Source organism: Herbidospora sp. RD11066 (genome assembly GCF_054661255.1).
The window spans coordinates 489497-515788 of sequence record NZ_BAAGDO010000006.1; the positions used below are offsets into that span (position 1 = coordinate 489497).

The window sequence follows — 26292 nt, forward strand, 5'->3', positions numbered from 1 at the left end:
GGAGGTTCAGCGTCTATTCATCCGGGGTACCGAATGCCCGGTAATGGGCGCCACCCTCCCGAAGCGTCAGAGATACAGATGAGGGGGATGGAGTACGCAAATGGCTACCGACTACGACAGCCCGCGCAAGACTGACGACGACCTGAGCGAAGACAGCCTTCAGGAACTTCAGGCGCGGCGCAGCGACAAGTCGTCGGGCAGCATCGACATCGACGAGACCGATCTGGCCGAGTCGCTCGAGCTGCCGGGGGCCGACCTGTCCAACGAGGAGCTCTCGCTCAGAGTGATTCCGAGGCAGGCCGACGAGTTCACCTGTTCACGGTGCTTCCTGGTGCATCACCGCAGCCAGCTGGCCTCCGAGAAGAACGGACAGCAGGTCTGCCGCGAGTGCGCAGCCTGATTCCGGGAAGGGTCCGTTGATGGCTTCAGAAGCGGATCAGACCAGAGATCAGAGTAGAGATCGCGATGGCGACAACGAAGTCGCCGAGATCATCGGCAAGCTCGTCAGCCAGGACGCACCGGGGGAAACTGACGGCGCCGAGCGGCGCAAGTTGCTCGGCCGCCTCAGCGGGGCGCTGGCCACGTCCGCCAGGAAGGCGGGCGCGAGCGGGGTCGGCCGCGGCCGCTGGCTGGCCGACCTGTTCATGAACGTCGCCCTGCGGCTGCCGATCCGCGACCTGGCGACACTGCAGGAGCACCACTACGGCCTGACCGGCGAGCAACTGGCCGACGATCTGGTACGAACGGCGGCGAAGGCCACGATGGCCGTCGGCGCCGTGGGCGGCGCACTGGCCGCGGCGGAGTTCGCCGCGCCCCCTCTCCTTCTCTCCGCGCCGGCCCAGCTCGTCGCCGAGACCGTCGTGGTGGCCGCCATCGAGGTCAAGCTCCTGGGCGAGCTCCACGAGGTCTACGGCGTGCAGGTGCAGGGAACCGGGCCCCACCGGGCGGCGCAGTTCGCCATCGCCTGGTCCAAGCAGCGAGGGGTCGACCCCCTGAAGCCCGCGTCGGTCACGCTCGCCCTCGGGGCGGCGGCCAAGACCTCGCTGCGCAACCGGCTGATGCGCACTCTGGGGCGCCACCTCACCACCCTGGGCCCCTTCCTCACCGGCGCGGTCGCCGGCGGGGCGCTCAACCGCCTCGCCACCAAGCGTCTGGCCACGGCGGTACGCACGGATCTCCGGCGTCAGCGCGGCCTTCCCCCTGCTCCGTCAGGCTGATACCAAACCGTTACCATCTGGTCCCAACCATTGAGTAACAGGTCGCGACCTGCGGGAGATCATTCTCACACTCCGTGTTATGAATTGTGCACGTCGATGGGGGTATGGGCGGTTCCAGAGACCTTACGTATGGTTATCCGTAAGGCGATAACTGGAGGGCTCATGCGTGGCACCAGCTCGTTCCTGATCGTCGCGAACCGGTTGCCGGTCGACCGTGTGGGCGAAAAACAATGGCGCCGCAGTCCAGGCGGCCTCGTGACCGCGATCGCTCCGGTGATGCAGCGAAGAGACGGGGCATGGCTCGGCTGGCACGGCGCGGCCGGTGAAGAACTCAAGCCGTTCGACCACGACGGGATGCATCTCATCCCCGTGCCGTTGTCGCAGCTCGAGGTCGAGTTCTATTACGAGGGTTTCTCCAACGCCACCCTGTGGCCCCTCTATCACGACGTCGTCGCGACCCCCGTCTACTCGCGGGTCCTGTGGGACGCCTACCGGGCGGTGAACGACCGGTTCGCACGGGCGGCGGCCGACGCCGCGGCCCCCGGGGCGGTGGTGTGGATCCAGGACTACCAGCTCCAGCTGGTGCCGGCGATGCTCCGCAAACTGCGGCCCGACCTGAAGATCGGGTTCTTCCTGCACATCCCCTTCCCGCCCGCCGAGCTGTTCTGGCAGCTTCCCTGGCGCAAGGAGATCCTCGAAGGACTGCTGGGCGCCGACCTCGTCGGGTTCCAGCGGCCCGGTGGGGCCTCCAACTTCGTCCGGCTCGCCCGGCGGGTGCTCAACCTCCCCGCCAGCCGCAACGAGATCCAGGTCGACGACCGGATCGTCCGCGCCGAGGCCTACCCGATCTCGGTCGACTTCGGCTCCCTCGACCAGCTCGTGCGCGAGCCGCACATCATGACGCGGGCCAAGGAGATCCGGGCCGAGCTCGGCAACCCCGACCACGTGCTGCTCGGCGTCGACCGGCTCGACTACACCAAGGGCATCGGCCAGCGCCTCAAGGCCTACGGCGAGCTGCTCGCCGAGGGCCGGATCGAGCCCGGTGAGGCGGTGTTCGTGCAGATCGCGACGCCCACCCGGGAACGGGTCGAGGAGTACATCCGGCTGCGCAACGACATCGAGCTCCAGGTCGGGCGCATGAACGGTGAATACGGCCTGTTCGGCTGGTCGCCGGTCAACTACATGCACCAGTCGTACAACAGGGAGGAGCTGGCGGCCCTCTACTGCGCGGCCGACGTCATGGTCGTGACGCCCCTGCGCGACGGCATGAACCTGGTCGCCAAGGAGTACGTCGCCTGCCGCCACGACCTGCGCGGGGCCCTCGTGCTGAGCGAGTTCGCCGGCGCCGCCGACGAGCTGAAGCACGCCTACCTGGTCAACCCCTACGACATCGACGGCATGAAGCGGGCCATGATGACCGCCATGCACGAACCGCCCCACGAACTGGGCCGCCGGATGCGCTCGCTGCGCCGCCGCGTCGCCACCCACGACGTCGACCGCTGGGCCAGCGACTTCCTCACCGACCTGGAGGCATGAGCGCGGACCCTGGTCGGCCGGAGGCCGGCCTGGGTGCGCGCCTTCGAATCTGCCCAAAGAAACAGGCGGCCCCCCGGGGAAGGCCGCCTGTCTCCCTAGTCTTTGAGCTCGTCGGTGACGTCCTGCGCCATGTCCTTCCAGTTCTTCCAGCGCTTGGCCGCGGCGCGGGTGGCGACGATGCGGGTCACCTCCATGCCCAGGCCCATCACGACCGCGTAGGCGATGGCTTCGCCGAGGCTCACGTCGGGGGAGTCGACGCTGGCCGGGGGCTTCTTGCCGGTGGCCTTCTCCCAGCCGAAGGACAGCACCTTCTTCGCGGCGAAGCCGACCGCCAGCCCCACCAGGCCGCCGACGATGCGCCACTGCATGTCCGGTTTCTCTTCCTTACCCGCCATGATCCCTCCTCGGTAACAGCCTTATTCTGGTGCGTCCGCCAGGCCTGTACGCCATAACATCTGGTGGCATGACGATTCAGCGACCGATGCCCCCCGACAAGCCCTCTCTCGACGGCTTGGAGCAGGCATGGGTAGCCCGCTGGGCCGCCGACGACCTCTACCGGTTCGACCGGTCGCGGCCGCGTGAGCAGATCTTCTCGATCGACACGCCGCCCCCCACCGTCTCCGGATCACTGCATGTCGGCCACGTCTTCTCCTATACCCACACCGACACGATCGCCCGGTTCCAGCGAATGCGGGGCAAGTCCGTCTTCTACCCCATGGGGTGGGATGACAACGGGCTGCCGACCGAGCGCCGGGTCCAGATCGTCTTCGGCGTCCGGTGCGACCCCTCGGTCCCCTACGACCCCGGGTTCCAGCCGCCCGACAAGCCCGGCAAGCAGCAGGTGCCGGTCTCAAGGCGCAACTTCATCGAGCTGTGCGAGCGGCTGACGGCCGACGACGAGAAGGCGTTCGAAGAGCTGTGGCGGCGGCTCGGGCTGTCGGTCGACTGGTCGATGACCTACCAGACGATCGACGCGAACGCGCGGGCGGCCTCCCAGCGGGCGTTCCTGCGGAACCTGGAGCGAGGGCAGGCCTACCTGTCCGAGGCCCCCACCCTGTGGGACGTCACCTTCCGCACCGCCGTCGCCCAGGCCGAGCTCGAAGACCGCGAGTGGCCGGGCGCCTTCCACCGCATCGCCTTCCACCTGTCGCCCGAGCAGCAGGCGCAGGGGTTCGCCGACCGGGTGTGGATCGAGACCACCCGCCCCGAGCTGATCCCGGCCTGCGTCGCGCTGGTCGCCCACCCCGACGACGAGCGCTACCGGCCGCTGTTCGGGTCGACCGTGCGCACCCCCGTCTTCGGCGTCGAGGTCCCGGTCCTGGCCCATCATCTGGCCGAGCCCGACAAGGGCTCGGGCATCGCGATGATCTGCACCTTCGGCGACGTCACCGACGTCATCTGGTGGCGTGAGCTCGAACTGCCCACGCGCGCCGTCGTCGGCTGGGACGGCCGGATGCTGCCGGACGCCCCGGAGGGCGTGAACGCCGAGCCGTACAAGGAACTGGCCGGGAAGACCATGCACAGCGCCCGCGAGCGCATCGTCGAGATGCTGCGCGACAGCGGCGAGCTGGAGGGGCAGCCCCGGCCGGTGAAGCGGCCGGTCAAGTTCTACGAGAAGGGCGACCGGCCCCTCGAGATCGTGACCACCCGCCAGTGGTACATCCGCAACGGCGGGCGCGACGCCAAGCTGCGCTGGGAGATGCTCGACCGGGGCCGCGAGCTGATCTGGCACCCCGCCCACATGCGGGTCCGCTACGACAACTGGGTCGAGGGGCTGGCCGGAGACTGGCTGATCTCGCGGCAGCGGTTCTTCGGCGTGCCGATCCCGGTGTGGTACCAGCTCGACGCCGAGGGCCAGATCATCCACGAGGCGCCGCTCCTGCCGCCCGAGGGCATGCTGCCGATCGACCCGGCGAGCGACGTGCCGCCCGGGTTCACCGAGGAGATGCGCGGCAAGCCCTTCGGCTTCGCCGGGGACCCCGACATCATGGACACCTGGGCGACCTCCTCGCTGACCCCGCAGATCGCGGGCGGCTGGGAGCGCGACGCCGACCTGTTCCAGCGCGTCTTCCCGATGGACCTGCGGCCCCAGGCCCACGAGATCATCCGCACCTGGCTGTTCTCCACGATGGTCCGCGCCCACCAGGAAGAGGGCGTGCTGCCGTGGAAGCACGCCGCCATCTCGGGCTGGATCCTCGACCCCGACCGCAAGAAGATGTCGAAGTCCAAGGGCAACGTGGTCACGCCCATGGGCCTGCTGGAGGAGTACGGCTCCGACGCCGTCCGCTACTGGGCGGCCAACGGCCGTCCGGGCACCGACACCACCTTCGACACCGGGATGATCAAGATCGGCCGACGGCTGGCCATCAAGATCCTCAACGCGTCGAAGTTCGTGCTCTCCTTCGACGACAACCCCGGCGAGGTCACCGCGCCGCTCGACCTGTCGATGCTGGCCGCGCTCGACGAGGTGATCCGCGACGCCACCCGCGCGTTCGAGGCGTTCGACTACACCAAGGCGCTGGAGCGGACCGAGCGGTTCTTCTGGGCGTTCTGCGACGACCACCTCGAACTGGTCAAGGCGCGCGCCTACGACGGCGACGCCTCGGCGGTCGTCGCGCTGCGGGCCGCGCTCGACACGCTGCTGCGGCTGTTCGCGCCGTTCCTGCCGTTCGTCACCGAAGAGGTCTGGTCGTGGTGGCGGGAGGGCTCCGTCCACACCGCGTCGTGGCCGACGGTGGCCGGGCGCGGCGGGGACCCCGACGTGCTGGAGGCGGTGGCCGACGTGCTGGCGCGGGTGCGCAAGGCCAAGTCGGCGGCCAAGCTGTCGATGCGGGCCGAAGTGACCCGGCTCGACGTGCGGGGCGAGAAGGCCGACCTGGTCCGCCTCGCGCAGGACGACCTGTGCTCGGCCGGGAACGTCGAGGAATTCGTCCTGGAGACGGCCGAAGGGCCGCTCGTGGTGAAGACCGTCCTCGAAGAAGCCTAATCAGGTTGCGCGTCAGGCCGGTTCCCGTGCCAGGCTTGACGCGTGATCGCAGAACGTGAGCGGGCCCATCCGGGGAAGGGCCGGCGGGGGCCGGACGTACCGCCGACACTCAACATGGTCGCGTCGTGGTCGTGGCGGGTCATCGTCATCGGCGTGGTCGTCTACATCGTCGCCATGATCGTCGCCAGGCTGAGCTTCGTCACCCTTCCGGTGGCGATCGCGTTCCTGCTGACGGCCCTGCTGTTCCCGATCACCAAGCGGCTGCGGCGGGCCGGGCTGCGCCCGATCTACGCCACGTGGCTGACCATGCTGGTGGCGCTGGCGTTCATCGGCGGGCTCGGGTTCCTGATCGGCAACCGGGCCAACGAGGAGTTCCCCGGGCTGGTCGCGCAGATCCAGCAGACCGCCCGCGACGTGCAGAACTGGCTGCTCACCGGGCCGCTCCACCTGCGCGAGGCGCAGATCGCCGACTTCGTCGACGACCTCACCCGCCAGCTCAACGAGCAGCGCAGCCAGATCACCGACACCGTGCTGACCGGCGCGACCGCCCTGCTTGAGGTGCTGGCCGGGATCGTGCTGCTGCTGTTCGTGACGTTCTTCCTGCTCAAAGACGGCGACCGGATCTGGGCCTGGTTCCTGCGTGCCTTCGGGGGAGCCTCCGACCGGGTCGACCGGGCAGGCCGGGCCGCCTGGCGCACCCTGTCCCACTACGTGCTGGGCACCGTCGCGGTCGCGGCCGTCCACGCCATGGTCATCGGCATCGTGCTGGCCGGGATGCGGGTGCCGCTGTGGGCGCCGCTCGCGGTGCTGATCTTCTTCGCCTCGTTCATCCCGATCGTCGGCATCTTCTTCGCGGGCGGCATCGCCACCCTCGTGGTCTTCGGTTCCCAGGGCTGGGTGTACGCCCTGATCTTCGTCGGCGTCCTGGTGGTCGAGCAGCAGCTGGAGAACCACGTGCTCCAGCCCCTGATCGTCGGCCGGGCGCTGGAGTTCCACCCGCTGGCGATCATCCTGGTGCTGGCGGTGGGCGGCGTGATCGGCGGCATCGCGGGGGCCGTGGTGGCCGTCCCGGTCACGGCGGTGATCTACCGGGCGCTGCCGGAACTGCGCCGTGAGCGCCCCGAGCCACCGCCCAAGCCCGTCGAACCACTCCCGCCCGAACCAGAGCCCTCACCAGGCGCGGGAGACGCGGTCCCGGGTGGCCCCAACCGGTAGGGTTGCGATCCATGAGTGTCGAGGTGCTGATCCACCGGCTCGACCCTGAGCTGCCGCTACCGGCCTACGCCCATCCGGGCGACGCGGGGGCCGATCTCTACGCGGCGGAGGACGTCGAGCTGCTCCCGGGCGAGCGGGCCATGGTCGGCACGGGCGTGGCGATCGCGCTGCCCGACGGCTACGCCGCGTTCGTCCACCCCCGGTCCGGCCTGGCGGCCAAACACGGCGTGACGCTGGTCAACGCGCCTGGAACGGTCGACGCCGGATACCGAGGCGAGATCAAGGTGACGCTGCTCAACACCGACCTCAAGGAGGCCGTCCGGCTGCGGCGCGGTGACCGCGTCGCCCAGCTGGTCATCCAGCGGGTCGAGAAGGCGGCGTTCTACGAGGTGGAGCGGCTCCCCGGCTCGGCGCGCGGCGCCGGCGGGTTCGGCTCCACCGGCAGATAGGAAAGGTGAACCAAGTGTTCCGACGCCGACGTGGCGCGGCCGAGACCCCGTCCGATGCCACTCCCGGTCAGCAGGAGGCCAAGGCACCCGGAGGCTCGGGCCGCGAGTCCGGTCCCTGGGACGCCGCCGACGGCTATCCGGAGGCCGACCGGGTCGACCTGGGCGGGCTGCACCTGCCGATCGGGCCCGACTTCGAGGTCCAGCTCCAGGTGGCCGGCGAGCAGATCGTCGGCGCGCTGGTCCTGGCCCAGGAGAGCGCCCTCCAGCTCCACGCCTTCGCCGCCCCCAAGAAGTCCGGCCTGTGGGACGACCTCCGGGTCGAGCTCACCCGCGACGTCCAGACGGCCAAGGGCACCGTCGAAGAGCGCGAGGGGCCCTTCGGCACCGAGCTCCACGCCGTGGTGCCGCAGGAGAACGGGCAGCAGGCGCCGATCCGCTACATCGGGGTCGACGGCCCGCGCTGGTTCCTGCGGGCCGTGATCACCGGCCGCGCCGCCGTCGACCCGGGGGCCGCCGCGGTCCTCGAGGGCGTGGTGCGCGAGGTCGTGGTCGTGCGCGGCGACGACCCGATGGCCCCCCGTGAGGGCATCCCCCTCCAGCTTCCCGCCGAGGCCCGGCAGGCCCTGGAGGAGCAGGCGGAGGAGAAGCCGTACAACCCCTATGAGCGGGGCCCGGAGATCACCGAGACCCGGTGAATTCCCGCTTTTGCATGGTCGATATGGGACCGTTATGCACCTGGCGGCCCATCGCCTAGGCTGAAGCATCATGAGTACACAGGAGCCCGTCAAAAAGGGCGGACTGCGCGGTTTTTTCCGTCGGCTGGCGAGCAGTCAGGCGGAGCTGGAAGCGGCCGAGCTACGTGAAGACCTCGAAACCGAGGGGGCCACTCCCATCGCGGCGTGTGGCGAACGCCAGCGCTTCTGCGTGGCCGGTACTCTCCGTACGGTGACGCTCCGCCCCCGCGGCGGCGCCCCGGCCCTGGAGGCCGAGCTCTACGACGGCTCCGACGTCATCGACCTGGTCTGGCTGGGCCGACGCAAGATCGTCGGCATCGAGCCCGGCCGGGTCGTCCGCGCCGAGGGCCTCGTGAGCCTGCAGGATGGTCGCAAGGTCATGTTCAACCCGCGTTACGAGCTTCGCCCTACCGGGTGACGAGGAACGGTGAACCACACGTGAGCACTGCCGAAGAGGCCGCGCCCCCCCAGCCGGCCAGCGCCCACGAGACGGTGGAGGCCGTGGTCCGGGCCCAGATCGCCAAGGCCTTCGGCGGCACACGGGGCACCGTCGAGGCGGCTGTGCCCACGGTCGCCTTCACCCTGGGCTGGATCTTCACCGAAGACCTGAAGCTCTCCCTCATCGTCTCCGGTGCCCTCGCGGTGCTGCTGTTGATCGCCCGCGTCGTGCAGCGGTCGACGCCCCAGTTCGTGCTCAACAGCCTGTTCGGGATCGGCATCGGCGCGTTCTTCGCGCTGCGCAGCGGCAACGCCGAAGACGCGTTCCTGCCGGGCATGCTCTACATCGCCGTGGTCGAGGTGGTGATGATCCTGTCGATCCTGGTGCGGTGGCCGTTCCTCGGCTTCCTGCTCGGCGCCACCAACCCCGACGACCCGATCGCCTGGCACCGCGACAAGGCCATCGTCGACCTGTGCGTGAAGCTGTCGTGGGTCATGGCGCTGCCGGGCCTCATCAAGCTGGCCGTGCAGATCCCGCTCTACATGGCCGGGAACGCCACCGGCCTGGGCATCGCGAAGGTGGCGCTGGGCTGGCCCGTCTACATCGCCGCGCTGGCCGTCGTCGGCTGGATGCTGGCCCGGGGACGCACCGCCCCCGAGCAGGCCACCTCGTAAAGCGTCAGTGGGGGGCGAGGAGCTGCGCCAGTTCGTCTTCGACCTCCTGGCTGGCCACGAACAGCAGTTCGTCGCCGGCCTCCAAGGGGTCGTCGGCCGACGGCACCAGCACCCGGCCCTCGCGCAGGATCGCCACCAGCGCCGAGTCGGTCGGCCACGGCACCGAACCGGCCCGCTGGCCCACCACGGGCGCGTCTTCCGGCAGGGTCAGCTCGACCAGGTTGGCCTGCCCCTGGCGGAACGTCATCAGCCGCACCAGGTCGCCGACGCTGACCGCCTCTTCGACCAGCGCGCTGATCAGACGCGGCGTGGAGACCGCGACGTCGACGCCCCACGACTCGTTGAACAGCCACTCGTTCTTCGGGTGGTTGATGCGGGCGACCACGCGCGGCACGCCGTATTCGGTCTTGGCCAGCAGTGAGACGACCAGGTTGACCTTGTCGTCGCCCGAGGCGGCGATCACGACGTGGCAGGCGTTGAGCCCGGCCTCGTCGAGCGCGGAGATCTCACAGGCGTCGGCGAGCAGCCACTCGGCCCTCGGCACGCTGTCGATCTTGATGGCCTTGGGGTCGATGTCGATCAGCAGCACCTCGTGGCCGTTCTCCAGGAGCTCGGCCGCGATCGACCGGCCGACGGCGCCCGCCCCCGCGATCGTGACGCGCATCAGTTCTCCTCGTGCTCGGCGGGGGTGCCCGACAGCAGCTTGTTGATGTGGTCCATGTGGCTTCCGGTGGCGACGACGTGGAGCACGTCGCCCTCCTGGAGCACGGTGTCCTCCCGGGCGACGACCGCCTCGCCCATGCGGTTGAGGAAGGCGACCCGGGCGCCGATGGCGGTCTCGAGGTCTTTGGTGCGGGTGCCGATCCAGGCCGGGTTGTAGGTGACCTCGGCCAGCACGACGGTGCCGGTCGGGTCGCGCCACAGCGGCTCGGCGCCCTCGGGCAGCACCCGGCGCAGGATCTGGTCGGCCGTCCACCGCACGGTCGCCACGGTCGGGATGCCCAGCCGCTGGTAGACCTCGGCGCGGCGCGGGTCGTAGATGCGGGCCACCACGTTGTCGACGCCGAACGTCTCGCGGGCCACCCGGGCGCTGATGATGTTGGAGTTGTCGCCGCTGGACACGGCCACATAAGCCTGCGCGGATTCGATGCCGGCCTCTTCGAGGACGTCGCGGTCGAAACCGATCCCGGTCACCCGGCGCCCCCGGAACCCGGCGCGCAGGCGCCGGAACGCCTGGGGATCACGATCGATGATCGCGACCGAATGGCCGTTGTCCTCAAGGATGTGGGCGAGCGTGGATCCCACGCGTCCGCACCCCATGATCACGATGTGCATGCTCCCCGCCGGTGTCGAGACGTCGATGGGGACAGTATTGCGCCTACCGGTGCCACCCGGTGCCGGTGCCCTGGCCAGGGGGGCTACGCTTCTCAGTCGTGCCAAAGGTGACGGATCTCGTCAAGCGCCTTGTCGTCGGGCGCGCCTTGCGCAGCACCGAGCTGCACGGGCAGCTCCTGCCCAAGCGTGTCGCCCTCCCGGTCTTCGCGAGCGACGCGCTCTCCTCCGTGGCCTACGCGCCGCAGGAGATCCTCGTCATCCTGTCCATCGCCGGCGTGGCGGCGTACAACTTCAGCCCGTGGGTCGCCGTCGGCGTCGTGGTGATCATGCTGACGGTGGTGGCGTCGTACCGGCAGAACGTGCACGCCTACCCGTCGGGCGGCGGCGACTACGAGGTGGCCACGGTCAACCTCGGGCCCAACGCCGGGCTCACCGTGGCCAGCGCGCTGCTGGTCGACTACGTGCTCACGGTGGCCGTGTCGGTGGCCAACGGCGTCGACTACGTCGGCGCGACCATCCCGTTCGTGGCCACCCACAAGCCGCTCGTGGCGATCGTCATCGTGGTCGTGCTGACCATGATGAACCTGCGCGGCATCCGCGAGTCGGGCATCCTGTTCGCGATCCCCACCTATCTGTTCATGGCGTCCGTGATCGGGATGATCCTGTGGGGCGTGTTCCGCCTGGGCGTCCTGGGCGACGAACTGCGCGCCCCGACGGCCGGGTTCGACGTGGTGCCCGAGGAGACCGACCTGGCGGGCTTCGCCATGGCGTTCCTGGTGCTGCGCGCCTTCGCCTCCGGGTGTGCCGCGCTGACCGGGGTCGAGGCGATCAGCAACGGTGTGCCGGCCTTCCGCAAGCCCAAGAGCCGTAACGCCGCGACCACCCTGCTGCTCATGGGCTCGGTGGCCGTCAGCATGTTCGGCGGCATCATCTTCCTGGGCCTGAAGGCGGGTGTGACGGTCGCCGAGCCCGCCCACGTCGCGGGCGGCCTGCTGCGCCCCGACGGCTCGGCGGTCGGCCCCAACTACTACCAGGAACCGATCATCTCCCAGGTCGCCTCGGCGGTCTTCGGCCCGGGAACGCTCCTGTTCATCCTGGTCTCCGCCGTGACGGCGCTGATCCTGTTCCTGGCCGCCAACACGGCGTTCAACGGCTTCCCGGTGCTGGGCTCGATCCTGGCGCAGGACCGCTATCTGCCCCGCCAGCTCCACACGCGCGGCGACCGGCTGGCCTTCAGCAACGGCATCATCATCCTGGCCGCCGGGGCGGGCCTGCTGATCTGGGCGTTCGACGCCGACGTCAGCAAGCTGCTGAACCTCTACATCGTGGGCGTGTTCGTGTCGTTCACGCTCAGCCAGACCGGCATGGTCCGCCACTGGACGCGCCTGCTGCGCACCGAGGCCGACGCCAAGGTCCGGTTCCAGATGATGCGGGCCCGGGTGATCAACGGGTTCGGCGGCGTGATGACCGGCATCGTGCTCGTCGTCGTGCTGGTCACCAAGTTCACCCACGGCGCCTACATCGTCTGCATCGCCATGCCGGTGCTGTTCCTGATGATGAAGGGCATCCGCCACCACTACGACGCGGTCGCGGCCGAGCTCGCCGCCCCCGAAGACGACGTCGACGCCTCGATGCTCCCGGCCCGCAACCACGCGATCGTGCTGGTCTCCAAGATCCACAAGCCGACTCTGCGGGCCCTCGCGTACGCCCGCGCGACCCGCCCCTCGACCCTGGAGGCCGTGTCGGTCGGCGTCGATCCGGCCGAGTCGCAGCGGCTCCAGGCCGAGTGGGACCGGCGCGGCATCCCCGTACCGCTGAAGATCCTCGACTCCCCCTACCGGGAGATCACCCGGCCGATCCTCGACTACGTCAAGTCGCTGCGCCGCCGGTCGCCGCGCGACGTGGTGACCGTCTACATCCCCGAATACGTGGTCGGCCGGTGGTGGGAGCACCTCCTGCACAACCAGAGCGCGCTGCGCCTGAAGGCCAACCTGCTGTTCAAGCCCGGGGTCATGGTCACCAGCGTGCCGTGGCAGCTCCAGTCGGCCGACCGCGTGATCGGGCGTGCCGAGGCGGCGGCTCCCGGCTCCGCGCGGCGGCCGTACGGATCGTCGTCCGGTCGGTCCGATGGTCAGCCCAGGGCATGATGGGGGGATGCTTGAACTGACGGTGGGCCAGGTGGCCAATGGCGGATGGTGCGTCGCCCGGCACGACGGGCGGGTGGTGTTCGTCAGGCACGCGCTTCCCGGAGAGCGCGTGCGGGCCCGGATCACCGAGGAGACGGCCCGCTTCCTGCGCGCCGACGCGGTGGAGATCCTTGAGGCGTCGCCCGACCGGGTGACCCCGCCGTGCCCCTTCAGCGGGCCCGGGAAGTGTGGCGGCTGCGACTGGCAGCACGCCTCCCTTGAGGCGCAGCGGCGCCTGAAGGCCGATGTGGTGGCCGAACAGTTGTCCCGCCTGGCGGGTGTCGACCGTGAGATCACGGTCGAAGAGGTGCCGGGGGCTCCCGACGGGCTGGGGTGGCGCACCCGCGTGCAATATGCGACAGGCCGCGACGGCCTGCTGGGCCTGCGCCGCCATCGTTCCCACGAGGTCGAGCCGGTGACCGACTGCCGGATCGCCGCCCCGGAGATCGAGGAGCTGCGGGTGGCGACCGAGGGCTGGCGCGGGGCCGCCTCCGTCGAGTTCATCGCCTCCACCGGGGGAGACCACGCGGTCGTGGTGACCCCGAAGCCCCACCGCGACGTGCGGATCCCCGACATCGACGCCAGCGTGATGCTCGACGAGGGCCGCCGGGGCACCCGGGTCGTCCAGGGCCAGGGCACGCTCATCGAGCGCGCCGCCGACCGCGACTTCCGCGTCTCGGCCAGCGGCTTCTGGCAGGTCCACCCCGGCGCGGCCGAGACCCTCTACAACGCGGTGCTCGACTTCGCCCAGCCCAAGCCGGGGGAGTGGGCCCTCGACCTCTACTGCGGCGCCGGGCTGTTCGCGGCCGGTCTCGCCGAGGCGGTCGGCCCGACCGGCGCCGTGCTGGGCATCGAGTCCGAGGCCCAGGCCGTGCAGGACGCGCGCTGGAACCTGCGCGGCGTCTCCCAGGTCTCCTTCGAGCGCGGCAGGGTCGAGGAGGCGCTCGACCGGCTGGAGATCGAGCAGGCCGACCTCGTGGTGACCGACCCGCCCCGCGCGGGGCTGGGGCGGCCGGTGGTGGAGCGGGTGGCGAGCCTGCGGGCGTCCAGGATCGTGTACGTCTCGTGCGACCCGGCCACGCTGTCCCGCGACATCAAGTGGTTCCAGGAACTCGGCTACGAACTGGCGGATATCCGGGCATTTGACCAATATCCGATGACGCACCACGTGGAGTGTGTGGCGCTGCTCGTCCAGGCCGCCTAGCTCGGCCTGGTACGCCAACCAATCGGGTCGGTGGCGTCGGATCGCCGGCCCCATGGGGCAACGCTTGGGGTGAGAACCCTGAGGAGCCTCATGAGGATCACCCTCTTATTGGGCCTCGCCCTGGCCTTGGCCGCCTGCGGAGTCGGCGAGCCCTCTGATACGCCGGGACGCGATCCGGCGCGCGACCCGGTCAACTCGGCCGCCTGCCTGGAGTTCGGCTTCGCCGCCGGCGACCTGCGCGAGGCCGCCCGGCGGCTGCGCACGGGTGACGCCGGTCAGGCCCTCGAACCCGCGCTGCGCCACATGGACCGGGCGGTTCAGGCCGCCAACGGCGAGGTCGAGCCCGTGATGGACGACGCGGTGCTGGCGGCCGAGGCCCTCCTGGCCGCCGTCACGGCGGAGCGGGAGGCCGACGCGGAGGCCGCGGCGCTGGCGAGCGTCCTCGGCCTGGTCGAGGGGGCCTGCCGGAGGGCGGGCACCCCGATCGAGGTGCCCTTCACTGACGGGGAGCCGTCAGGATCCGGGCCACCTCCTCCTCGGGAGTCGCCCCTCTGATCGACAGTTCGCCCAGGCTGTTCTTGGTCTGGAAGGCCACCAGCGTTCTGGCGTCGGCCACCGTCAGGTCGTCGGCGCTGGCCAGGACCGGGGTCAGGCCCAGGTGGGGCCAGGCCGGACGGTTCAGCAGGCGGGTCAGCTGCCGGTTGGTCGCATGGGCGACGTCGGCGAGGGCCCGCAGGTTGCCCCGCTCCCCGGGCGCGAACGGCACCAGCAGGTTGACCCGGCCGATCTCCGCCCCGGCGGCCCAGGTCGCCTTGAGCATCGCGCGGTCGGCGATCGACAGGCCCACCGACGTCGCGGGCAGCGTCATCGACACCAGCAGTTCCGACCCGGCCCGCCGGGCCTCCTCCTGAAGGCGCTGGATCGCGACCGCCCGCCGCGTGGTCGTCAGGGTGTCGGCCGAGTCGGTGACCTCGAAGTCGATCGACTCGGGACGGTAGGTCTTCAGCACCGACCGGTAGGCGCGCAGCAGCCGGGCGGGCCCGTCGCAGGTCGCGGCCAGCTCGGGACCCTGCGGACCGCCGAACGACAGCGAGACCGGGCGGCCGGTCTTGTGTAGCGTCGACACCAGCGGTTTCTTCGCCGAGGCGGGCAGACCGCTCCACGTCGGAACACATCCGGTGGCGTTGACATGTCCGACCAGGTAGGACGGTGCCCGTGACACCCCGCCCTCCGACCGGATGGCGTCGATGAAGGTCACGTAGGGGATGGTGCGCTCGGCCTTGGGCGCGACCGCGACGGCCGGGGCGGCGGCCACGGGCGGGACGACCGGCGCCGCCCACTCGGGCAGCGGCTCGGCCGGGAGCAGCCACAACGCGGCGGCCGTGGCACCGACGAGGGCGGTCGCGGCCGCCGTGACGAGGGCGCGCGAGGGAGTGCCCCCAGGGCGGGGCTGAGTTGCGGAATCCACTTGGGTCACCACCGAGCGTCGCGCGACGACTACTATCCGCAAGGGACCATAGCAAGCGTCGGCCGACGATAATGGCCGAATGAAGTTGAGGATCTTCACGGAGCCCCAGGAGGGCGCGACCTACGACGATCTGCTCGCGGTCGCGCAGGCCACCGAGCGGCTGGGGTTCGACGCGTTCTTCCGATCCGACCACTATCAGAGCATCGGCGGCGGCGACCCCGGGCCGGGATCCACCGACGCCTGGCTGACCCTCGCCGGGCTCGCCCGTGAGACCACGACGATCCGGCTGGGCACCCTCGTCAGCCCCGCGACCTTCCGCCTCCCCGGTCCGCTGGCGATCAGCGTCGCGCAGGCCGACCAGATGAGCGGCGGGCGGATCGAGCTGGGCCTGGGCGCCGGCTGGTTCGACGCCGAGCACACCTCCTACGGCATCCCCTTCCCCTCGGTGAAGGAGCGCTTCGACCGCCTCGAAGAGCAGCTCGCGATCATCACCGGACTGTGGGCGGCCGAGAAGCCCTTCTCCTACGACGGCACCCACTATCAGTTGAGCGACTCCCCGGCGCTGCCGAAGCCGGTGCAGAACCCGCCGCCGATCATCATCGGCGGGTTCGGCGCCACCCGTACGCCCAGGCTGGCGGCCACCTACGCGGCCGAGTACAACATCCCCTTCCGTTCGGTCGACTCGGTCGCCGAGGGGTTCGCCCGGGTGCGGGCGGCCAGCGCCGAGACCGGGCGGTCGCTGGTCTACTCGGTTGCCCAGACCGTCTGCGTCGGCGCCGACGAGGCCGAAGTGGCCCGCCGGGCCGCCGTCATCGGGCAGTCGCCAGCCCAGCTGCGGTCGGGGGGCCTCGGGGGCACGCCGGAAGAGGTCGTCGACAAGATCGGCCGGTTCGCCGAGCTGGGCGCCGAGCGCGTCTACCTCCAGGTGATGGACCTGTCCGACCTGGAGCACCTCGACCTGATCGCCCGCGAGGTCCTGCCCCACGTCTGATGAGATGGCCGGGAGAGACTAGGGAAAACCCGGTCGCTCCCGGCATTTCGCCAGGGCACACTTCTCCCTGTGCTGCTGACTATCTCGACCACGCGCGAACCCGCCACCGATCTCGGCTTCCTGCTGCACAAGCATCCGGGACGGGTGCAGGAGTTCCCACGGTCGTTCGGGACCGCGCACGTCTTCTATCCCGAGGCCACCGAGGAGCGGTGCACGGCTGCGCTGCTGCTTGAGGTCGACGCGGTCCGGCTCGCGCGCACCCGCGGCAGGTCGACCCCCGACTTCAGCCTCGGGCAGTACGTCAACGACCGCCCCTACGCCGCCTCCTCGCTGCTGTCCACCGCGATGGCCGACGTCTTCCGGACCGCCAGGTCGGGGCGGTGCAACGCCCTCCCGGAGCTGGCCGAGACCGCGATCCCGCTGGAGATCACCCTCCCGGCGCTGCCGTGCCGCGGCGGACCCGGCCTGGCCGAACGTCTCTTCACGCCCATGGGCTGGGACGTCACCGCCGACCCGATCCCGCTCGACCCGGCCTTCCCCGAGTGGGGCGACTCCCGTTACGTCACCCTCACCCTGAAAGGTGAGCTCCGGCTCGCCGACGCGCTCAACCACCTCTACGTCCTGCTGCCGGTCCTCGACGACGCCAAGCACTACTGGCTCGGCGACGACGAGGTCGACAAGCTGATCCGCGCGGGGGAGGGCTGGCTGGCCACCCACCCCGACCTCACCCTGATCACGCGCCGGTTCCTCAACCGTCGCACCCGGCTGACCAGGGCCGCCTTCGCCCGGCTGGCCGAAGTGGGCGACGACGACGAGGAGACGCTGGAGCCCCCGGCGGAGGAGGAGGTCCGCGTCCCCCTCAACACCCTGCGGCGGGACGCCGTGGTGGCGACGATCGGGGAGCTGGGCGCGCGGACCGTCATCGATCTGGGCTGCGGGTCGGGGCAGCTGATCACGGCCCTGCTCGACCAGGGCGTACACAAGATCACTGGGGTGGACGTGTCGGCCCACACGCTCATGATCGCGGCCAGGAAGCTGAGGCTCGACCGCATGGGCGGCCGGACCCGTGAGCGGGTGGACCTCTTCCAGGGCTCGGTCACCTACACCGACGCCCGGTTCGCCGGATATGACGCCGCCGTGCTGATGGAGGTCGTCGAGCACCTCGACCCGCCGCGCCTCCCGGCCATGGAGCGGGTCGTCTTCGGCACCGCCAAGCCTCTGTACGTGCTGGTCACCACCCCCAACGCGGAGTACAACCCGCGCTACGAGAACCTCGTCGGCCTGCGCCACCCCGACCACCGCTTCGAGTGGACCCGCGCCGAGTTCCGCAACTGGGCCCAGAGCGTCGCCGGCCGCTACGGCTACCAGGTCGACTACCGATCTGTCGGCGACGACGACCCCGAGGTCGGTTCGCCCACCCAGATGGCCGTGTTCACCAAGGAGAGTGCGGCATGACCGCGATCAGTGTCCCGAAGATGTCGCTGGTCGTGCTCGTCGGCGTGTCCGGCAGCGGCAAGTCGACCTTCGCCGCCAAGCACTTCAAGCCCACCCAGGTCATCTCCTCCGACTACTGCCGGGGGCTGGTCTCCGACGACGAGAACGACCAGGCCTCCACACCGGAGGCGTTCGACCTGCTGCACCACATCGTCGGCGTGCGGCTGCGGCGCGGCCTGCTGACCGTGGTCGACGCGACCAACGTCCAGTGGAAGGCCCGCGAAGCGCTCATCGCCCTGGCCAAGAGCCATGACGTGCTGTGCGACGCCATCGTCATCGACGTGCCGGAAGAGGTGGCGATCGCCCGCAACGCCTTCCGGCCCGACCGTGACTTCGGGTCACATGTCATCCGCAGGCAGCGGGGCGACCTGCGCAAGTCGCTGACGAAGATCTCCCGCGACGGGTTCCGGCGCGTCCACATCCTGCGCGGCGACGACATCGAGAATGCCGAGATCACCTACGAGCGGTCGTGGACCGACAGGACCGACCTGACCGGCCCGTTCGACGTCATCGGCGACGTCCACGGCTGCGCCTCCGAGCTGGAGACCCTGCTGGCCAAACTGGGCTACGACGACGGCGTCCACCCCGAGGGGCGGCAGGCCGTGTTCGTCGGCGACCTCGTCGACCGGGGCCCCGACAGCCCCGGGGTGCTGCGCCGGGTCATGGGCATGGTCGAGCGCGGCACCGCGCTGTGCGTCTCGGGCAACCACGAGCAGAAGCTGGTCCGCGCCCTCAACGGCCGCAAGGTGAAGGTCGCCCACGGACTGGAGACCTCGCTGGAGCAGTTCGCCCGCGAGGACGAGGGGTTCACGCAGCGGGCCAAGGCCTTCATGGACGGCCTGATCAGCCACTACGTCCTCGACGGCGGCAAGCTGGTCGTCGCGCACGCTGGCCTCAAGGAGGCCTACCACGGCCGCGCGTCGGGCCGGGTCAGGTCGTTCGCCCTCTACGGCGACACCACCGGCGAGACCGACGAGTTCGGCCTCCCCATCCGCTACCCGTGGGCCGAGCAGTACCGCGGCCGGGCCATGGTCGTGTACGGCCACACCCCCACCACCCACGCCGAGTGGGTCAACAACACCATCTGCCTCGACACCGGCGCCGTCTTCGGCGGCCGGCTCACCGCGCTGCGCTACCCGGAGAAGGAACTCGTCACCGTCCCGGCCGAGCGGGTCTGGTACGAACCGGCCCGCCCGCTCACCTCCAAGGGCCGTGAGCCCGACGTCCTGGACATCGCCGACGTCACCGGCGACCGCTACGTCGAGACCGCGACCGGCACGATCAAGATCCGGGAGGAGAACGCCACCGCCGCGCTGGAGATCATGAGCCGGTTCGCGGTCGACCCGCGCTGGCTGGTCTACCTGCCGCCGACGATGGCGCCGCCGGAGACGTCCAGGAAGGACGGGTACCTCGAACACCCCGACGAGGCGTTCGCCGAGTTCGCCGCCGCCGGGGTGACCAGGGTCGTGTGCGAGGAGAAGCACATGGGCTCCCGCGCGGTCGCCGTGCTGGCCAGGACCCCCGAAGACGCCCTGGCGAAGTTCGGGATCGAGGGCCTCGGCACGATCTTCACCCGGACCGGGCGCCCGTTCTTCGGCGACATCCAGGACGAGTTCGTGGCGGCGCTGCGCGAGGCCTTCGCCCCGCTGCTGGAGGACAGCCCGTGGGTGGTGCTCGACGGCGAGCTGCTGCCCTGGTCGGCCAAGGCCGGTGAGCTGATCCGCACGCAGTACGCCTCGGTCGGCGCCGCCGCCTCGGCCGCGCTGCCGGTGGCGGTCACGGCGCTCGAAGCGGCGGCCGGGCGCGGTCTGGATGTGGGTTCGATACTGGACCGCACCCGGCGCCGCCACACCAACGCTGCCCGGTTCCGCGACGCCTATGCCCGTTACTGCGGGCCCGTTTCCGGGGTTTCCGGCCTGAGTTTCGCCCCGTTCCAGATCCTCGCCTGCGCCGAGGGCGCCACCGCCGTGACGCGTCCGCACAACTGGCATCTGGATCACCTGGCCGCGATCACGCATCCGCTGATTACGGCCACCCGGCACACCTATGTGGATCTCGAGAACGACGACCAGCGCCGGGCGGCGACCGCTTGGTGGACGGAGCTGACCGCCGCCGGCGGCGAGGGAATGGTCGTGAAACCGGTGGAGGCGCCGGGTGGGAGGGTGCAGCCGGGGATCAAGGTACGCGGGCCGGAATACCTGCGCATCATCTACGGCCCCGACTACCTCGAATCGCTCGATGAGCTGCGCAAACGTTTCCTCGGACGGAAGCGTTCGCTGGCGCTGCGCGAGCATAGCCTGGGAGTTGAGGCGCTTGCGCGACTGGCGGCCGGTGAGCCGCTCCACCGCGTTCATGAGGCGGTCTTCTCCGTGCTCGCTCTGGAGTGTGAGCCTGTCGACCCTCGGTTGTGAGGAGGGTTTCACGGGAGCGACACCTTCGTCACCCCCAAGGTCCGCACGGAGGGCCTAGAGTCGGGGCAGGCGACAGAGCGTGAACTTGCGATCACTCATGAATATACGTGGAACGAGAAAGCCCTGGTTTCACCTGCGTCATGACTGGCAGGACACCGAGCGCATCGGCAACGTCGTGGTGCAGCACTGCACCGTGTGCCTGAAAAGCCGCGTACGCATCCGGTAAGGACCCCTTAGTGTAGTCATGGCGCTACTTGTCGTAATTATGGGCAGGTAGGGGACATGGGGGGTCCATCGGTAGCCGCGCACAAGCAGGAGCGTCTCGGCTACGTCACGTTCATCGCGGCCGCCGGTGCCATAGGCGGTTTCCTGTTCGGCTACGACAGTGCGGTGATCAACGGCGCGGTCGTGGGCATCCAGCGTTACTTCAACGTGGGCCCGTTCACCATCGGCGTCGTGGTGGCCATCGCCCTGCTCGGGTCGGCGGTCGGCGCCTGGTTCGCCGGCTCCCTCGCCGACCGGTGGGGCCGCACCAAGACCATGCGGCTGGCCGCCCTCATCTTCGCCGTCAGCTCGATCGGGCAGGCGCTGCCCTTCGCGATCTGGGACCTGGCCTTCTGGCGGGTCCTGGCCGGTGCCGCGATCGGCATGGCCTCGGTCCTCGGGCCCGCCTACATCGCCGAGGTCGCCCCGCCCGCCTACCGGGGCAGGCTCGGGTCGTTCCAGCAGCTCGCGATCGTGCTCGGCATCGCGGTCTCCCAGCTGGTGAACTTCGCCATCAACCTGTGGGCGGGCGGCGAGGTCAACAACGAGCTCGGCGGCCTGGAGGCGTGGCAGTGGATGCTCGGCGCCTGCCTGGTGCCCGCCCTGATCTTCCTCGCCTTCGCCAGCGTGATCCCCGAGTCGCCCCGCTACCTGGTGTCGGCCGGGCGCGACCAGCAGGCCCGCGACGTGCTGCGCGACATCGAGGGGGAGCACGTCGACCTCGACGCCCGGGTGGCCGAGATCAGGAGCGTGCTGCGCACCCGGCGCCGCCCCCGCTTCAGCGACCTGCGCGGACCCCGCTTCGGGCTGCTGCCCATCGTCTGGATCGGCGTCGTTCTTTCGGTGTTCCAGCAGGCCGTCGGCATCAACGTGATCTTCTACTACTCGTCGGTGCTCTGGCAGTCGGTCGGCATCAACCAGTCGGACTCGCTGCTGATCAGCTTCTCCAGCTCCATCATCAACATCGTCGGCACGTTCATCGCCATGGCCCTGGTCGACAAGGTCGGGCGGCGCCCGCTGCTGCTGGTCGGCTCGGCGGGCATGGCGATCGCGCTGGCCGTGGCGTCGTGGTCGTTCAGTTTCAGCCGCAGCGTCGACGGGATCGTGCAGCTGCCCGCGCTGCAGGGCGCCGCCGCGCTGATCGCGGCCAACGCGTTCGTGCTCTTCTTCGCGTTGTCGTGGGGAGTCATCGTGTGGGTGCTGCTGGGTGAGATGTTCCCCGGCCGGATCAGGGCGGCGGCGCTGTCGGTCGCGGCGGCGGCGCAGTGGCTGGCCAACTGGGCGGTGACCGTGACCTTCCCGCCGCTCGCGGAGTGGAACCTGGCCCTCACCTACCTGTTCTACGCCGTGTTCGCCGCGCTGTCGTACCTGTTCGTGGTGTTCATCGTGAAGGAGACGAAGGGCCGAAAACTGGAGGAGATGGGCTAGCCGTGCTCGTCCAGCGGCTCAGTTCGTCGGCCTGTTCGTAGAGGTTCTCCATGTCGGACAGGCAGGTGGCGATGACGTCCTTCTGGATGATCCGCCGTCCGCCGACGTGGGCGCCGATGTCGTCGTAGAGGACCTCGTACATCAGCTCGCGGGACAGGATCAGGATCTCCGGGAGCGGGCCGTGCCGCTCCAGGTGCCGGACCGCCGAGGCGTCGAGCACGCGGGTGCGCTCGCCCACCCCCGCCCGCGCCCTCAGGACCTGAAACTCCCACTTCAGGTAGTCGGACAGCGGCTGCTCGGCGATGCGCAGCCGCCGCAGTTCCACCGAGTCGACGACGTCGGCCGCGAAGTCTCCGGCCGACTCCTCGATGAGCTTCATGGCCCGGTCCCAGTCGCCGTCGGCCCAGGCCACCCAGCTCGGACTGTAGGGCTCATGAAAGTGCTGAGCCCTTTCGAGCTTCCACAGCACCCCCTCCATCTCCCGGTAGACGCCGTAGAACTCGGTCGTGTACGCCCGCCGGTCGAGCATGACCCCGGGGGCGCCGTGCACGATCTCCCGCACTCATCCTCCATCGGCCGGGTCGGCGATTCGTGCCTCTCGCCGGCCCGCAGTGGTGGTGGTCAGTTACCGTACGAGTTGCTGCAGATGGCTGTTTCGTTGCGCCCCAGGCGGCGAATGGTGATCTGCCGTCTGACGGGCATAGTGGGTGTTGTGTCGTTTTGCGACTGCTTCATCCCATTACCTTCCGTCCCGGTTCCCCGACACGAGGTGATCGTAAAGCTGCCCGCGCGGCCGTCAAGGCCCAAAGCAGACCGGGCAGCCCGGACGCGCGGGGTGCCGCGCGTAGACGTGATGGTCGGGCGAGAGCAGATTGATCCCGTGGACGTAGCCGGGCGCCACCTCGGGCACCCCCGTGACCAGCGAGATCACCGCCTGCGCGACCAGATGACCCGAGATCCCGGCCGAGGTTCCGGTCACGCCGGGGCCGCCGCTCAGGTCGGGGATGCCGCCCTCGGCCCGGTGGGCCTGCTCGGCCGCCGAGACACACTCGTAACAGGCGCCGTTCGGCGGATCGAACACGCCGACGGTGACCAGGGGCCCGTTGTAGCCGCCGCCGGCCCACGGCACGCCCGCCGCCGCGCACGCGCGGCCGGCCCAGACACGGATGCCCTCGCCCCTGGGCTCGTCGGCGCAGAGGGCGAGGGCGTCGTATCCGGCGACCAGCGACCGTAAATCGGCCGCGCCGGTCACGCGGTGGCGCGTGGCGGTGACCACGATGTCGCTGTTGGCCTCGCTCAGCCGCCGCTGGGCGATGTCGGCCTTCGGGCGCCCGACGTCGGCCTCGGTGTAGAGGAGCTGGCGGTTGAGGTTGGACAGCTCGACCAGGTCGGGGTCGACGCAGTGGAGCCGCCCGACGCCGACCGCGGCCAGCGCCCAGGCGGCGTGACTGCCGGTGCCGCCGAGACCGACCACGACGACCCGGGCCCGTTTCAGGGCGAGCTGGGTCTCCCACGCGCTGTGGCCGGGAACCAGGTCGACGCCCCTGAAGAAGGCCTGGTTGCGGCTGTAGCGGTCGAGTTCGCGCGCGGTCAGCCCGCGCGGCGGGCGGGCGGCGGCCTCTTCGAGGTAGCCGGAGCCGACCAGGTCGTCGACCACGCCGCGCGCGTCGCCGGGGGAGAGCCCGGGGAACATCACGACCAGGCGCGCGGCCACCTCTTCCGGGCCGCGCCGCCCGTCGAGCAGGCTCAAAGCCGCCCAGACCCAGCCCCCGGGATCGTCGATCTCGGCGGCGAGCCCGTAGATCTCACCGCCGATCCGGACGGTTCCCTCACTGGTCCGGAACGGGCGGTGCTCCGCTTTGACCCTCGGGAACCGCACAGTCGCCCTCCCCCGGGTGACGCGCTACCTGTACCTGGAACGCCTGGTGGCCGCCCCCACGACCAGGGAGATGATCCACAGGAAGAACAAGATCTTGAACACCGTGAAAACAGCCCCCGTGGCGATCATCACAATGATCGCGACGACGATCAAGGGGACGAAGGGCCCGGGTCCGTGCCCCCTGCCCCGCTTGTGAAGGTGCCCGTGGTGGTGTCCGTGGAGATGTGCTTGGAGATGTGCGTGGTGCGGGGGACGGGCCAGGTGGTATCCCCAGTTGCCCATGTCGATGCCCGGAGGAACCTGGGCCGGAGGGGCCTTGGGCGCCCCCACGCCCTGCCCGCCGGGGAGGTCGGCCAGCACGGTGGCCAGGTTGCCGGCGGTCTTGGCGGCGAGCGTGACGTCGAGGCGCTCGTCGAGCTCCTCGCGGGTGATCCGCCCCTGCGCGAACGCGTCGTGCAGGAAGGCGGTCACCTCGTCCCGCTCCTTGTCGCCGATGCGCAGCTCGGCGGTCGGAACGCGGTCAGCGGTCATGGGACGGGTCACTACTCCTCGTCGGTGTCGCCGTCGGCCAGCACCTGGTAGAGCTTGCGCCGGGTCTCGGCCAGGATCTTCTTGGCCTGGCGGACCTGGCTCTCACTCCCAGTCTGTGCGATTTGGAACAAAGCGGACGCGGCCTGACGCGACAAATCAAACAATTCGTGGACGTTGTCCCCGATGTCGGGAGTCATCTCCTCCCAGGGGGCGCGGACCTCGTCCTGGTGCTCGGCGATGTAGGCCCGGCCGGCGTCGGTCAGCGCGAACGTCTTGCGCCCGTCGTTCTCCTCCGCCCTGACCAGCCCCTCGTCGGTGAGCTGCTGGAGCGCCGGGTAGACGGCGCCGGGGCTGGGCTTCCAGCCGCCCTGGGACCGCTCGGCGATCTCCTGGATGATCTGGTAGCCGTTGCGCGGCTCCTCCGACAGCAGCGCCAGGATGGCCGCCCGGACGTCGCCGCGCTTGGCCTTCCTGCCCCGCCCGAAGCCGCGCGGCCCGAAGGGGAACCCCGGGCCGAACGGGCCGCCCGGACCGAAGCCCGGACCACCTCCCCACGGGCCGCCGCGCCCGCGGTGACGGTGCTCGTGGGGGCCGCCGCGGGGGGTCTCCCAGGTGGCGGCGAAGCCGCGCAGGTTCTCCCTGAGCGCGGCCTTGAGGTTGCGGATCTCGCGGTGGAACTCGTGCGGGTGGGCCCAGGGGCCGCCCGCGGTGTGTGCGTTGGTCATGTGATCTCCTCGACTGTTACGCGATGCCTCAAAGATATATCGCGAACGTGTCGGTAGCAATGAAACAGAGGAAGTGACTCAAGTCACGAAAAAAGATGGGATCTCCGGGAACAGGTTTCGAGACCGCTCCGTTACATTGGGCAGAGACGGGATTGTTCCGCGCTGAGAGGGCTGGGGGGTGCTCTTGGAGCGGAGCGATCCCGTCTTGTTTTTGCGGCCGTAGCCGCAGGGCATGCCGCGAGATTTTTGTCGGTGCTTTGCCGTACGCTGCCGTGTCGTGATCACGACATGATGGGGCATTCCCACGCGCTGACCGGGGCGATCGTCTGGCTGGGCATCGCGCCCGGCCTGTCCGCGCTTCCCTCGGTGTTCGACTTCCAGCCGACGCTCGCCTTCGCGACGGTGATGTCTCCGGCCGAGCTGATCGCGGGGGCGATCATCTGCGCGGGGGCGGCCATGCTGCCCGACCTCGACCACCCCAGCGCGACCATCGCGCAGACCTTCGGGCCGGCCACCTGGTTGCTCAGCAAGGGGGTCAACTTCGTCAGCGGGGGCCACCGCAAGGCGACCCACTCGCTGCTGTTCGCGATCCTCATGGGAGTGGGCGCCCACCTGCTGGCGACGAAGTTCACCGTCGGGCAGGACATCCTCGTCGTGCTGTCGATCGGGCTGGCGCTGCGGGCCATCGGGATCGGGGTGCCCGGCAACAAGATCGCGTCCGCCGTGGTCAACATCGTGCTCACCGGGGGGATCTTCGCCGCCTTCTGGGGGCTGGGGGTCAGTTATGCCTGGCTGGGGTTCGCCATCGGGATCGGGTGCCTGGTCCACGTGGCGGGCGACTGCCTGACCGAGCGCGGGTGCCCGGTGCTCTGGCCGCTCAAGCACAAGTGGCTGCTGCCCTGGGACTGGGGGCTGAAGACCGGGCAGAAGTTCGAGACCAAGATCCTGGCGCCGGCGCTCTCGGTGGCCGTGCTCGCTCTGCTCTTCCTGCGGTTAGTGCCCGCGTAAGAATGCGATATCTTGATATCAAGAGATATTCGTCCAAGGTTAGGCGAGCCTGACCGATCAACCGCTCCTGTGCGTACGGGAGACTGGCCGGGCGAGTTGTCAACAGAAACCTTTGGGG

25 protein-coding genes are annotated in these 26292 nt (G+C 70.0%); 17 read left to right on the forward strand and 8 right to left on the reverse strand.

Translation table 11 applies throughout. The annotated features are described in order from the left end of the window. Positions 1-100 precede the first annotated feature (100 nt). The 3 genes from ACYQ78_RS25070 to ACYQ78_RS25080 all read left to right on the forward strand — a co-directional run bounded on the left by ACYQ78_RS25070 (position 101) and on the right by ACYQ78_RS25080 (position 2753). Positions 101-400, forward strand: a complete 300-nt coding sequence (locus ACYQ78_RS25070) for a DUF4193 domain-containing protein (RefSeq protein ID WP_030454398.1) — start codon at positions 101-103, stop codon at positions 398-400. Between the two features lie 19 nt (positions 401-419). Next, the gene (locus tag ACYQ78_RS25075) at positions 420-1217 is read left to right on the forward strand and encodes a hypothetical protein (RefSeq protein ID WP_459803346.1); all 798 of its coding nucleotides are present in this window, start codon (positions 420-422) and stop codon (positions 1215-1217) included. 162 nt (positions 1218-1379) lie between these two features. Then, the gene (locus ACYQ78_RS25080; protein WP_459803347.1) at positions 1380-2753 is read left to right on the forward strand and encodes an alpha,alpha-trehalose-phosphate synthase (UDP-forming); all 1374 of its coding nucleotides are present in this window, start codon (positions 1380-1382) and stop codon (positions 2751-2753) included. Positions 2754-2848: 95 nt separating this feature from the next. On the opposite strand, the gene ACYQ78_RS25085 is transcribed toward ACYQ78_RS25080, so the two are convergent. Further along, on the reverse strand, positions 2849-3148 hold the full coding sequence (locus tag ACYQ78_RS25085; RefSeq protein ID WP_459803348.1) for a DUF4235 domain-containing protein: 300 nt from the start codon (positions 3146-3148) through the stop codon (positions 2849-2851). A 68-nt stretch (positions 3149-3216) separates the two neighbouring features. Here ACYQ78_RS25085 and valS point away from each other — a divergent pair, with 68 nt between their 5' ends. From valS to ACYQ78_RS25115, 6 genes are all read left to right on the forward strand, one after another. After that, positions 3217-5739 carry a valine--tRNA ligase gene (gene valS / locus ACYQ78_RS25090; RefSeq protein WP_459803349.1) on the forward strand — a complete coding sequence of 841 codons (2523 nt, stop codon included), beginning with the start codon at positions 3217-3219 and terminating at the stop codon, positions 5737-5739. 42 nt (positions 5740-5781) lie between these two features. Then, complete coding sequence (locus ACYQ78_RS25095) at positions 5782-6954, forward strand: AI-2E family transporter (RefSeq protein ID WP_459803350.1); 1173 nt, start codon at positions 5782-5784, stop codon at positions 6952-6954. A gap of 11 nt (positions 6955-6965) precedes the next feature. Then, positions 6966-7403 (forward strand): dUTP diphosphatase, encoded by a 438-nt coding sequence (gene dut, locus ACYQ78_RS25100; RefSeq protein WP_030454392.1) that lies wholly within the window; start codon positions 6966-6968, stop codon positions 7401-7403. Positions 7404-7417: 14 nt separating this feature from the next. Then, a complete protein-coding gene (locus tag ACYQ78_RS25105) occupies positions 7418-8098 on the forward strand; it encodes a DUF3710 domain-containing protein (RefSeq protein ID WP_459803351.1) in 681 nt (226 codons plus the stop codon). A gap of 70 nt (positions 8099-8168) precedes the next feature. Next, positions 8169-8555, forward strand: a complete 387-nt coding sequence (locus ACYQ78_RS25110; RefSeq protein WP_459803352.1) for an OB-fold nucleic acid binding domain-containing protein — start codon at positions 8169-8171, stop codon at positions 8553-8555. 20 nt (positions 8556-8575) lie between these two features. Beyond that, positions 8576-9250, forward strand: coding sequence for a DUF3159 domain-containing protein (locus tag ACYQ78_RS25115; protein ID WP_459803353.1), 675 nt, complete (start codon positions 8576-8578; stop codon positions 9248-9250). Positions 9251-9254: 4 nt separating this feature from the next. Here ACYQ78_RS25115 and ACYQ78_RS25120 read toward each other — a convergent pair whose 3' ends face one another. Beyond that, the gene (locus ACYQ78_RS25120; RefSeq protein ID WP_459803354.1) at positions 9255-9914 is read right to left on the reverse strand and encodes a potassium channel family protein; all 660 of its coding nucleotides are present in this window, start codon (positions 9912-9914) and stop codon (positions 9255-9257) included. Further along, entirely contained in the window at positions 9914-10585 is a 672-nt protein-coding gene (locus ACYQ78_RS25125) for a potassium channel family protein (protein WP_459803355.1), read from the reverse strand. Before ACYQ78_RS25125 ends, ACYQ78_RS25120 begins: the two co-directional genes overlap by 1 nt. A gap of 98 nt (positions 10586-10683) precedes the next feature. Here ACYQ78_RS25125 and ACYQ78_RS25130 point away from each other — a divergent pair, with 98 nt between their 5' ends. The 3 genes from ACYQ78_RS25130 to ACYQ78_RS25140 all read left to right on the forward strand — a co-directional run bounded on the left by ACYQ78_RS25130 (position 10684) and on the right by ACYQ78_RS25140 (position 14530). Then, complete coding sequence (locus ACYQ78_RS25130) at positions 10684-12732, forward strand: APC family permease (RefSeq protein ID WP_459803356.1); 2049 nt, start codon at positions 10684-10686, stop codon at positions 12730-12732. 7 nt (positions 12733-12739) lie between these two features. Further along, entirely contained in the window at positions 12740-13975 is a 1236-nt protein-coding gene (locus tag ACYQ78_RS25135; protein WP_459803357.1) for a class I SAM-dependent RNA methyltransferase, read from the forward strand. Positions 13976-14065: 90 nt separating this feature from the next. Then, the gene (locus ACYQ78_RS25140) at positions 14066-14530 is read left to right on the forward strand and encodes a hypothetical protein (RefSeq protein WP_459803358.1); all 465 of its coding nucleotides are present in this window, start codon (positions 14066-14068) and stop codon (positions 14528-14530) included. Here the strand turns inward: ACYQ78_RS25140 and ACYQ78_RS25145 are convergent. Next, positions 14472-15443 carry a glycoside hydrolase family 18 protein gene (locus ACYQ78_RS25145; protein WP_459803359.1) on the reverse strand — a complete coding sequence of 324 codons (972 nt, stop codon included), beginning with the start codon at positions 15441-15443 and terminating at the stop codon, positions 14472-14474. The genes ACYQ78_RS25140 and ACYQ78_RS25145 overlap by 59 nt on opposite strands. Positions 15444-15522: 79 nt before the next feature. On the opposite strand from ACYQ78_RS25145, the gene ACYQ78_RS25150 reads away from it, so the two are divergent. The 4 genes from ACYQ78_RS25150 (at position 15523) to ACYQ78_RS25165 (ending at position 22031) form a co-directional block, all read left to right on the forward strand. Continuing rightward, entirely contained in the window at positions 15523-16434 is a 912-nt protein-coding gene (locus tag ACYQ78_RS25150) for an LLM class F420-dependent oxidoreductase (RefSeq protein ID WP_459803360.1), read from the forward strand. Between the two features lie 69 nt (positions 16435-16503). Next, the gene (locus ACYQ78_RS25155; RefSeq protein ID WP_459803361.1) at positions 16504-17889 is read left to right on the forward strand and encodes a 3' terminal RNA ribose 2'-O-methyltransferase Hen1; all 1386 of its coding nucleotides are present in this window, start codon (positions 16504-16506) and stop codon (positions 17887-17889) included. Further along, on the forward strand, positions 17886-20339 hold the full coding sequence (locus tag ACYQ78_RS25160; protein ID WP_459803362.1) for a polynucleotide kinase-phosphatase: 2454 nt from the start codon (positions 17886-17888) through the stop codon (positions 20337-20339). Before ACYQ78_RS25155 ends, ACYQ78_RS25160 begins: the two co-directional genes overlap by 4 nt. 282 nt (positions 20340-20621) lie before the next feature. Continuing rightward, positions 20622-22031: a sugar porter family MFS transporter gene (locus ACYQ78_RS25165; protein ID WP_459803363.1), complete on the forward strand. Its 1410-nt coding sequence runs from the start codon at positions 20622-20624 to the stop codon at positions 22029-22031. On the opposite strand, the gene ACYQ78_RS25170 is transcribed toward ACYQ78_RS25165, so the two are convergent. The 4 genes from ACYQ78_RS25170 to ACYQ78_RS25185 form a co-directional block, all read right to left on the reverse strand. Further along, positions 21985-22593: a DUF6879 family protein gene (locus tag ACYQ78_RS25170; protein ID WP_459803364.1), complete on the reverse strand. Its 609-nt coding sequence runs from the start codon at positions 22591-22593 to the stop codon at positions 21985-21987. The genes ACYQ78_RS25165 and ACYQ78_RS25170 overlap by 47 nt on opposite strands. A 234-nt stretch (positions 22594-22827) precedes the next feature. Then, positions 22828-23910, reverse strand: coding sequence for a HesA/MoeB/ThiF family protein (locus ACYQ78_RS25175; RefSeq protein ID WP_459803365.1), 1083 nt, complete (start codon positions 23908-23910; stop codon positions 22828-22830). 24 nt (positions 23911-23934) lie between these two features. Next, on the reverse strand, positions 23935-24441 hold the full coding sequence (locus tag ACYQ78_RS25180; protein WP_459803366.1) for a DUF1707 SHOCT-like domain-containing protein: 507 nt from the start codon (positions 24439-24441) through the stop codon (positions 23935-23937). Between the two features lie 11 nt (positions 24442-24452). Continuing rightward, positions 24453-25166 carry a PadR family transcriptional regulator gene (locus tag ACYQ78_RS25185; protein ID WP_459803367.1) on the reverse strand — a complete coding sequence of 238 codons (714 nt, stop codon included), beginning with the start codon at positions 25164-25166 and terminating at the stop codon, positions 24453-24455. Positions 25167-25454: 288 nt separating this feature from the next. Here ACYQ78_RS25185 and ACYQ78_RS25190 point away from each other — a divergent pair, with 288 nt between their 5' ends. Continuing rightward, positions 25455-26174, forward strand: coding sequence for a metal-dependent hydrolase (locus tag ACYQ78_RS25190; RefSeq protein ID WP_459803368.1), 720 nt, complete (start codon positions 25455-25457; stop codon positions 26172-26174). Positions 26175-26292 lie beyond the last annotated feature (118 nt).

Excerpts from the sequence above, each read along its gene's own strand:
- ACYQ78_RS25070 (WP_030454398.1), top strand. The coding sequence starts at position 101 with ATGGCTACCGACTACGACAGCCCGCGCAAGACTGACGACGACCTGAGC.
- ACYQ78_RS25075 (WP_459803346.1), top strand. The coding sequence starts at position 420 with ATGGCTTCAGAAGCGGATCAGACCAGAGATCAGAGTAGAGATCGCGAT.
- ACYQ78_RS25080 (WP_459803347.1), top strand. The coding sequence starts at position 1,380 with ATGCGTGGCACCAGCTCGTTCCTGATCGTCGCGAACCGGTTGCCGGTC.
- ACYQ78_RS25085 (WP_459803348.1), bottom strand. The coding sequence starts at position 3,148 with ATGGCGGGTAAGGAAGAGAAACCGGACATGCAGTGGCGCATCGTCGGC.
- valS (WP_459803349.1), top strand. The coding sequence starts at position 3,217 with ATGACGATTCAGCGACCGATGCCCCCCGACAAGCCCTCTCTCGACGGC.
- dut (WP_030454392.1), top strand. The coding sequence starts at position 6,966 with ATGAGTGTCGAGGTGCTGATCCACCGGCTCGACCCTGAGCTGCCGCTA.
- ACYQ78_RS25110 (WP_459803352.1), top strand. The coding sequence starts at position 8,169 with ATGAGTACACAGGAGCCCGTCAAAAAGGGCGGACTGCGCGGTTTTTTC.
- ACYQ78_RS25120 (WP_459803354.1), bottom strand. The coding sequence starts at position 9,914 with ATGCGCGTCACGATCGCGGGGGCGGGCGCCGTCGGCCGGTCGATCGCG.
- ACYQ78_RS25125 (WP_459803355.1), bottom strand. The coding sequence starts at position 10,585 with ATGCACATCGTGATCATGGGGTGCGGACGCGTGGGATCCACGCTCGCC.
- ACYQ78_RS25135 (WP_459803357.1), top strand. The coding sequence starts at position 12,740 with ATGCTTGAACTGACGGTGGGCCAGGTGGCCAATGGCGGATGGTGCGTC.
- ACYQ78_RS25140 (WP_459803358.1), top strand. The coding sequence starts at position 14,066 with ATGAGGATCACCCTCTTATTGGGCCTCGCCCTGGCCTTGGCCGCCTGC.
- ACYQ78_RS25150 (WP_459803360.1), top strand. The coding sequence starts at position 15,523 with ATGAAGTTGAGGATCTTCACGGAGCCCCAGGAGGGCGCGACCTACGAC.
- ACYQ78_RS25160 (WP_459803362.1), top strand. The coding sequence starts at position 17,886 with ATGACCGCGATCAGTGTCCCGAAGATGTCGCTGGTCGTGCTCGTCGGC.
- ACYQ78_RS25165 (WP_459803363.1), top strand. The coding sequence starts at position 20,622 with ATGGGGGGTCCATCGGTAGCCGCGCACAAGCAGGAGCGTCTCGGCTAC.
- ACYQ78_RS25180 (WP_459803366.1), bottom strand. The coding sequence starts at position 24,441 with ATGACCGCTGACCGCGTTCCGACCGCCGAGCTGCGCATCGGCGACAAG.
- ACYQ78_RS25185 (WP_459803367.1), bottom strand. The coding sequence starts at position 25,166 with ATGACCAACGCACACACCGCGGGCGGCCCCTGGGCCCACCCGCACGAG.
- ACYQ78_RS25190 (WP_459803368.1), top strand. The coding sequence starts at position 25,455 with ATGATGGGGCATTCCCACGCGCTGACCGGGGCGATCGTCTGGCTGGGC.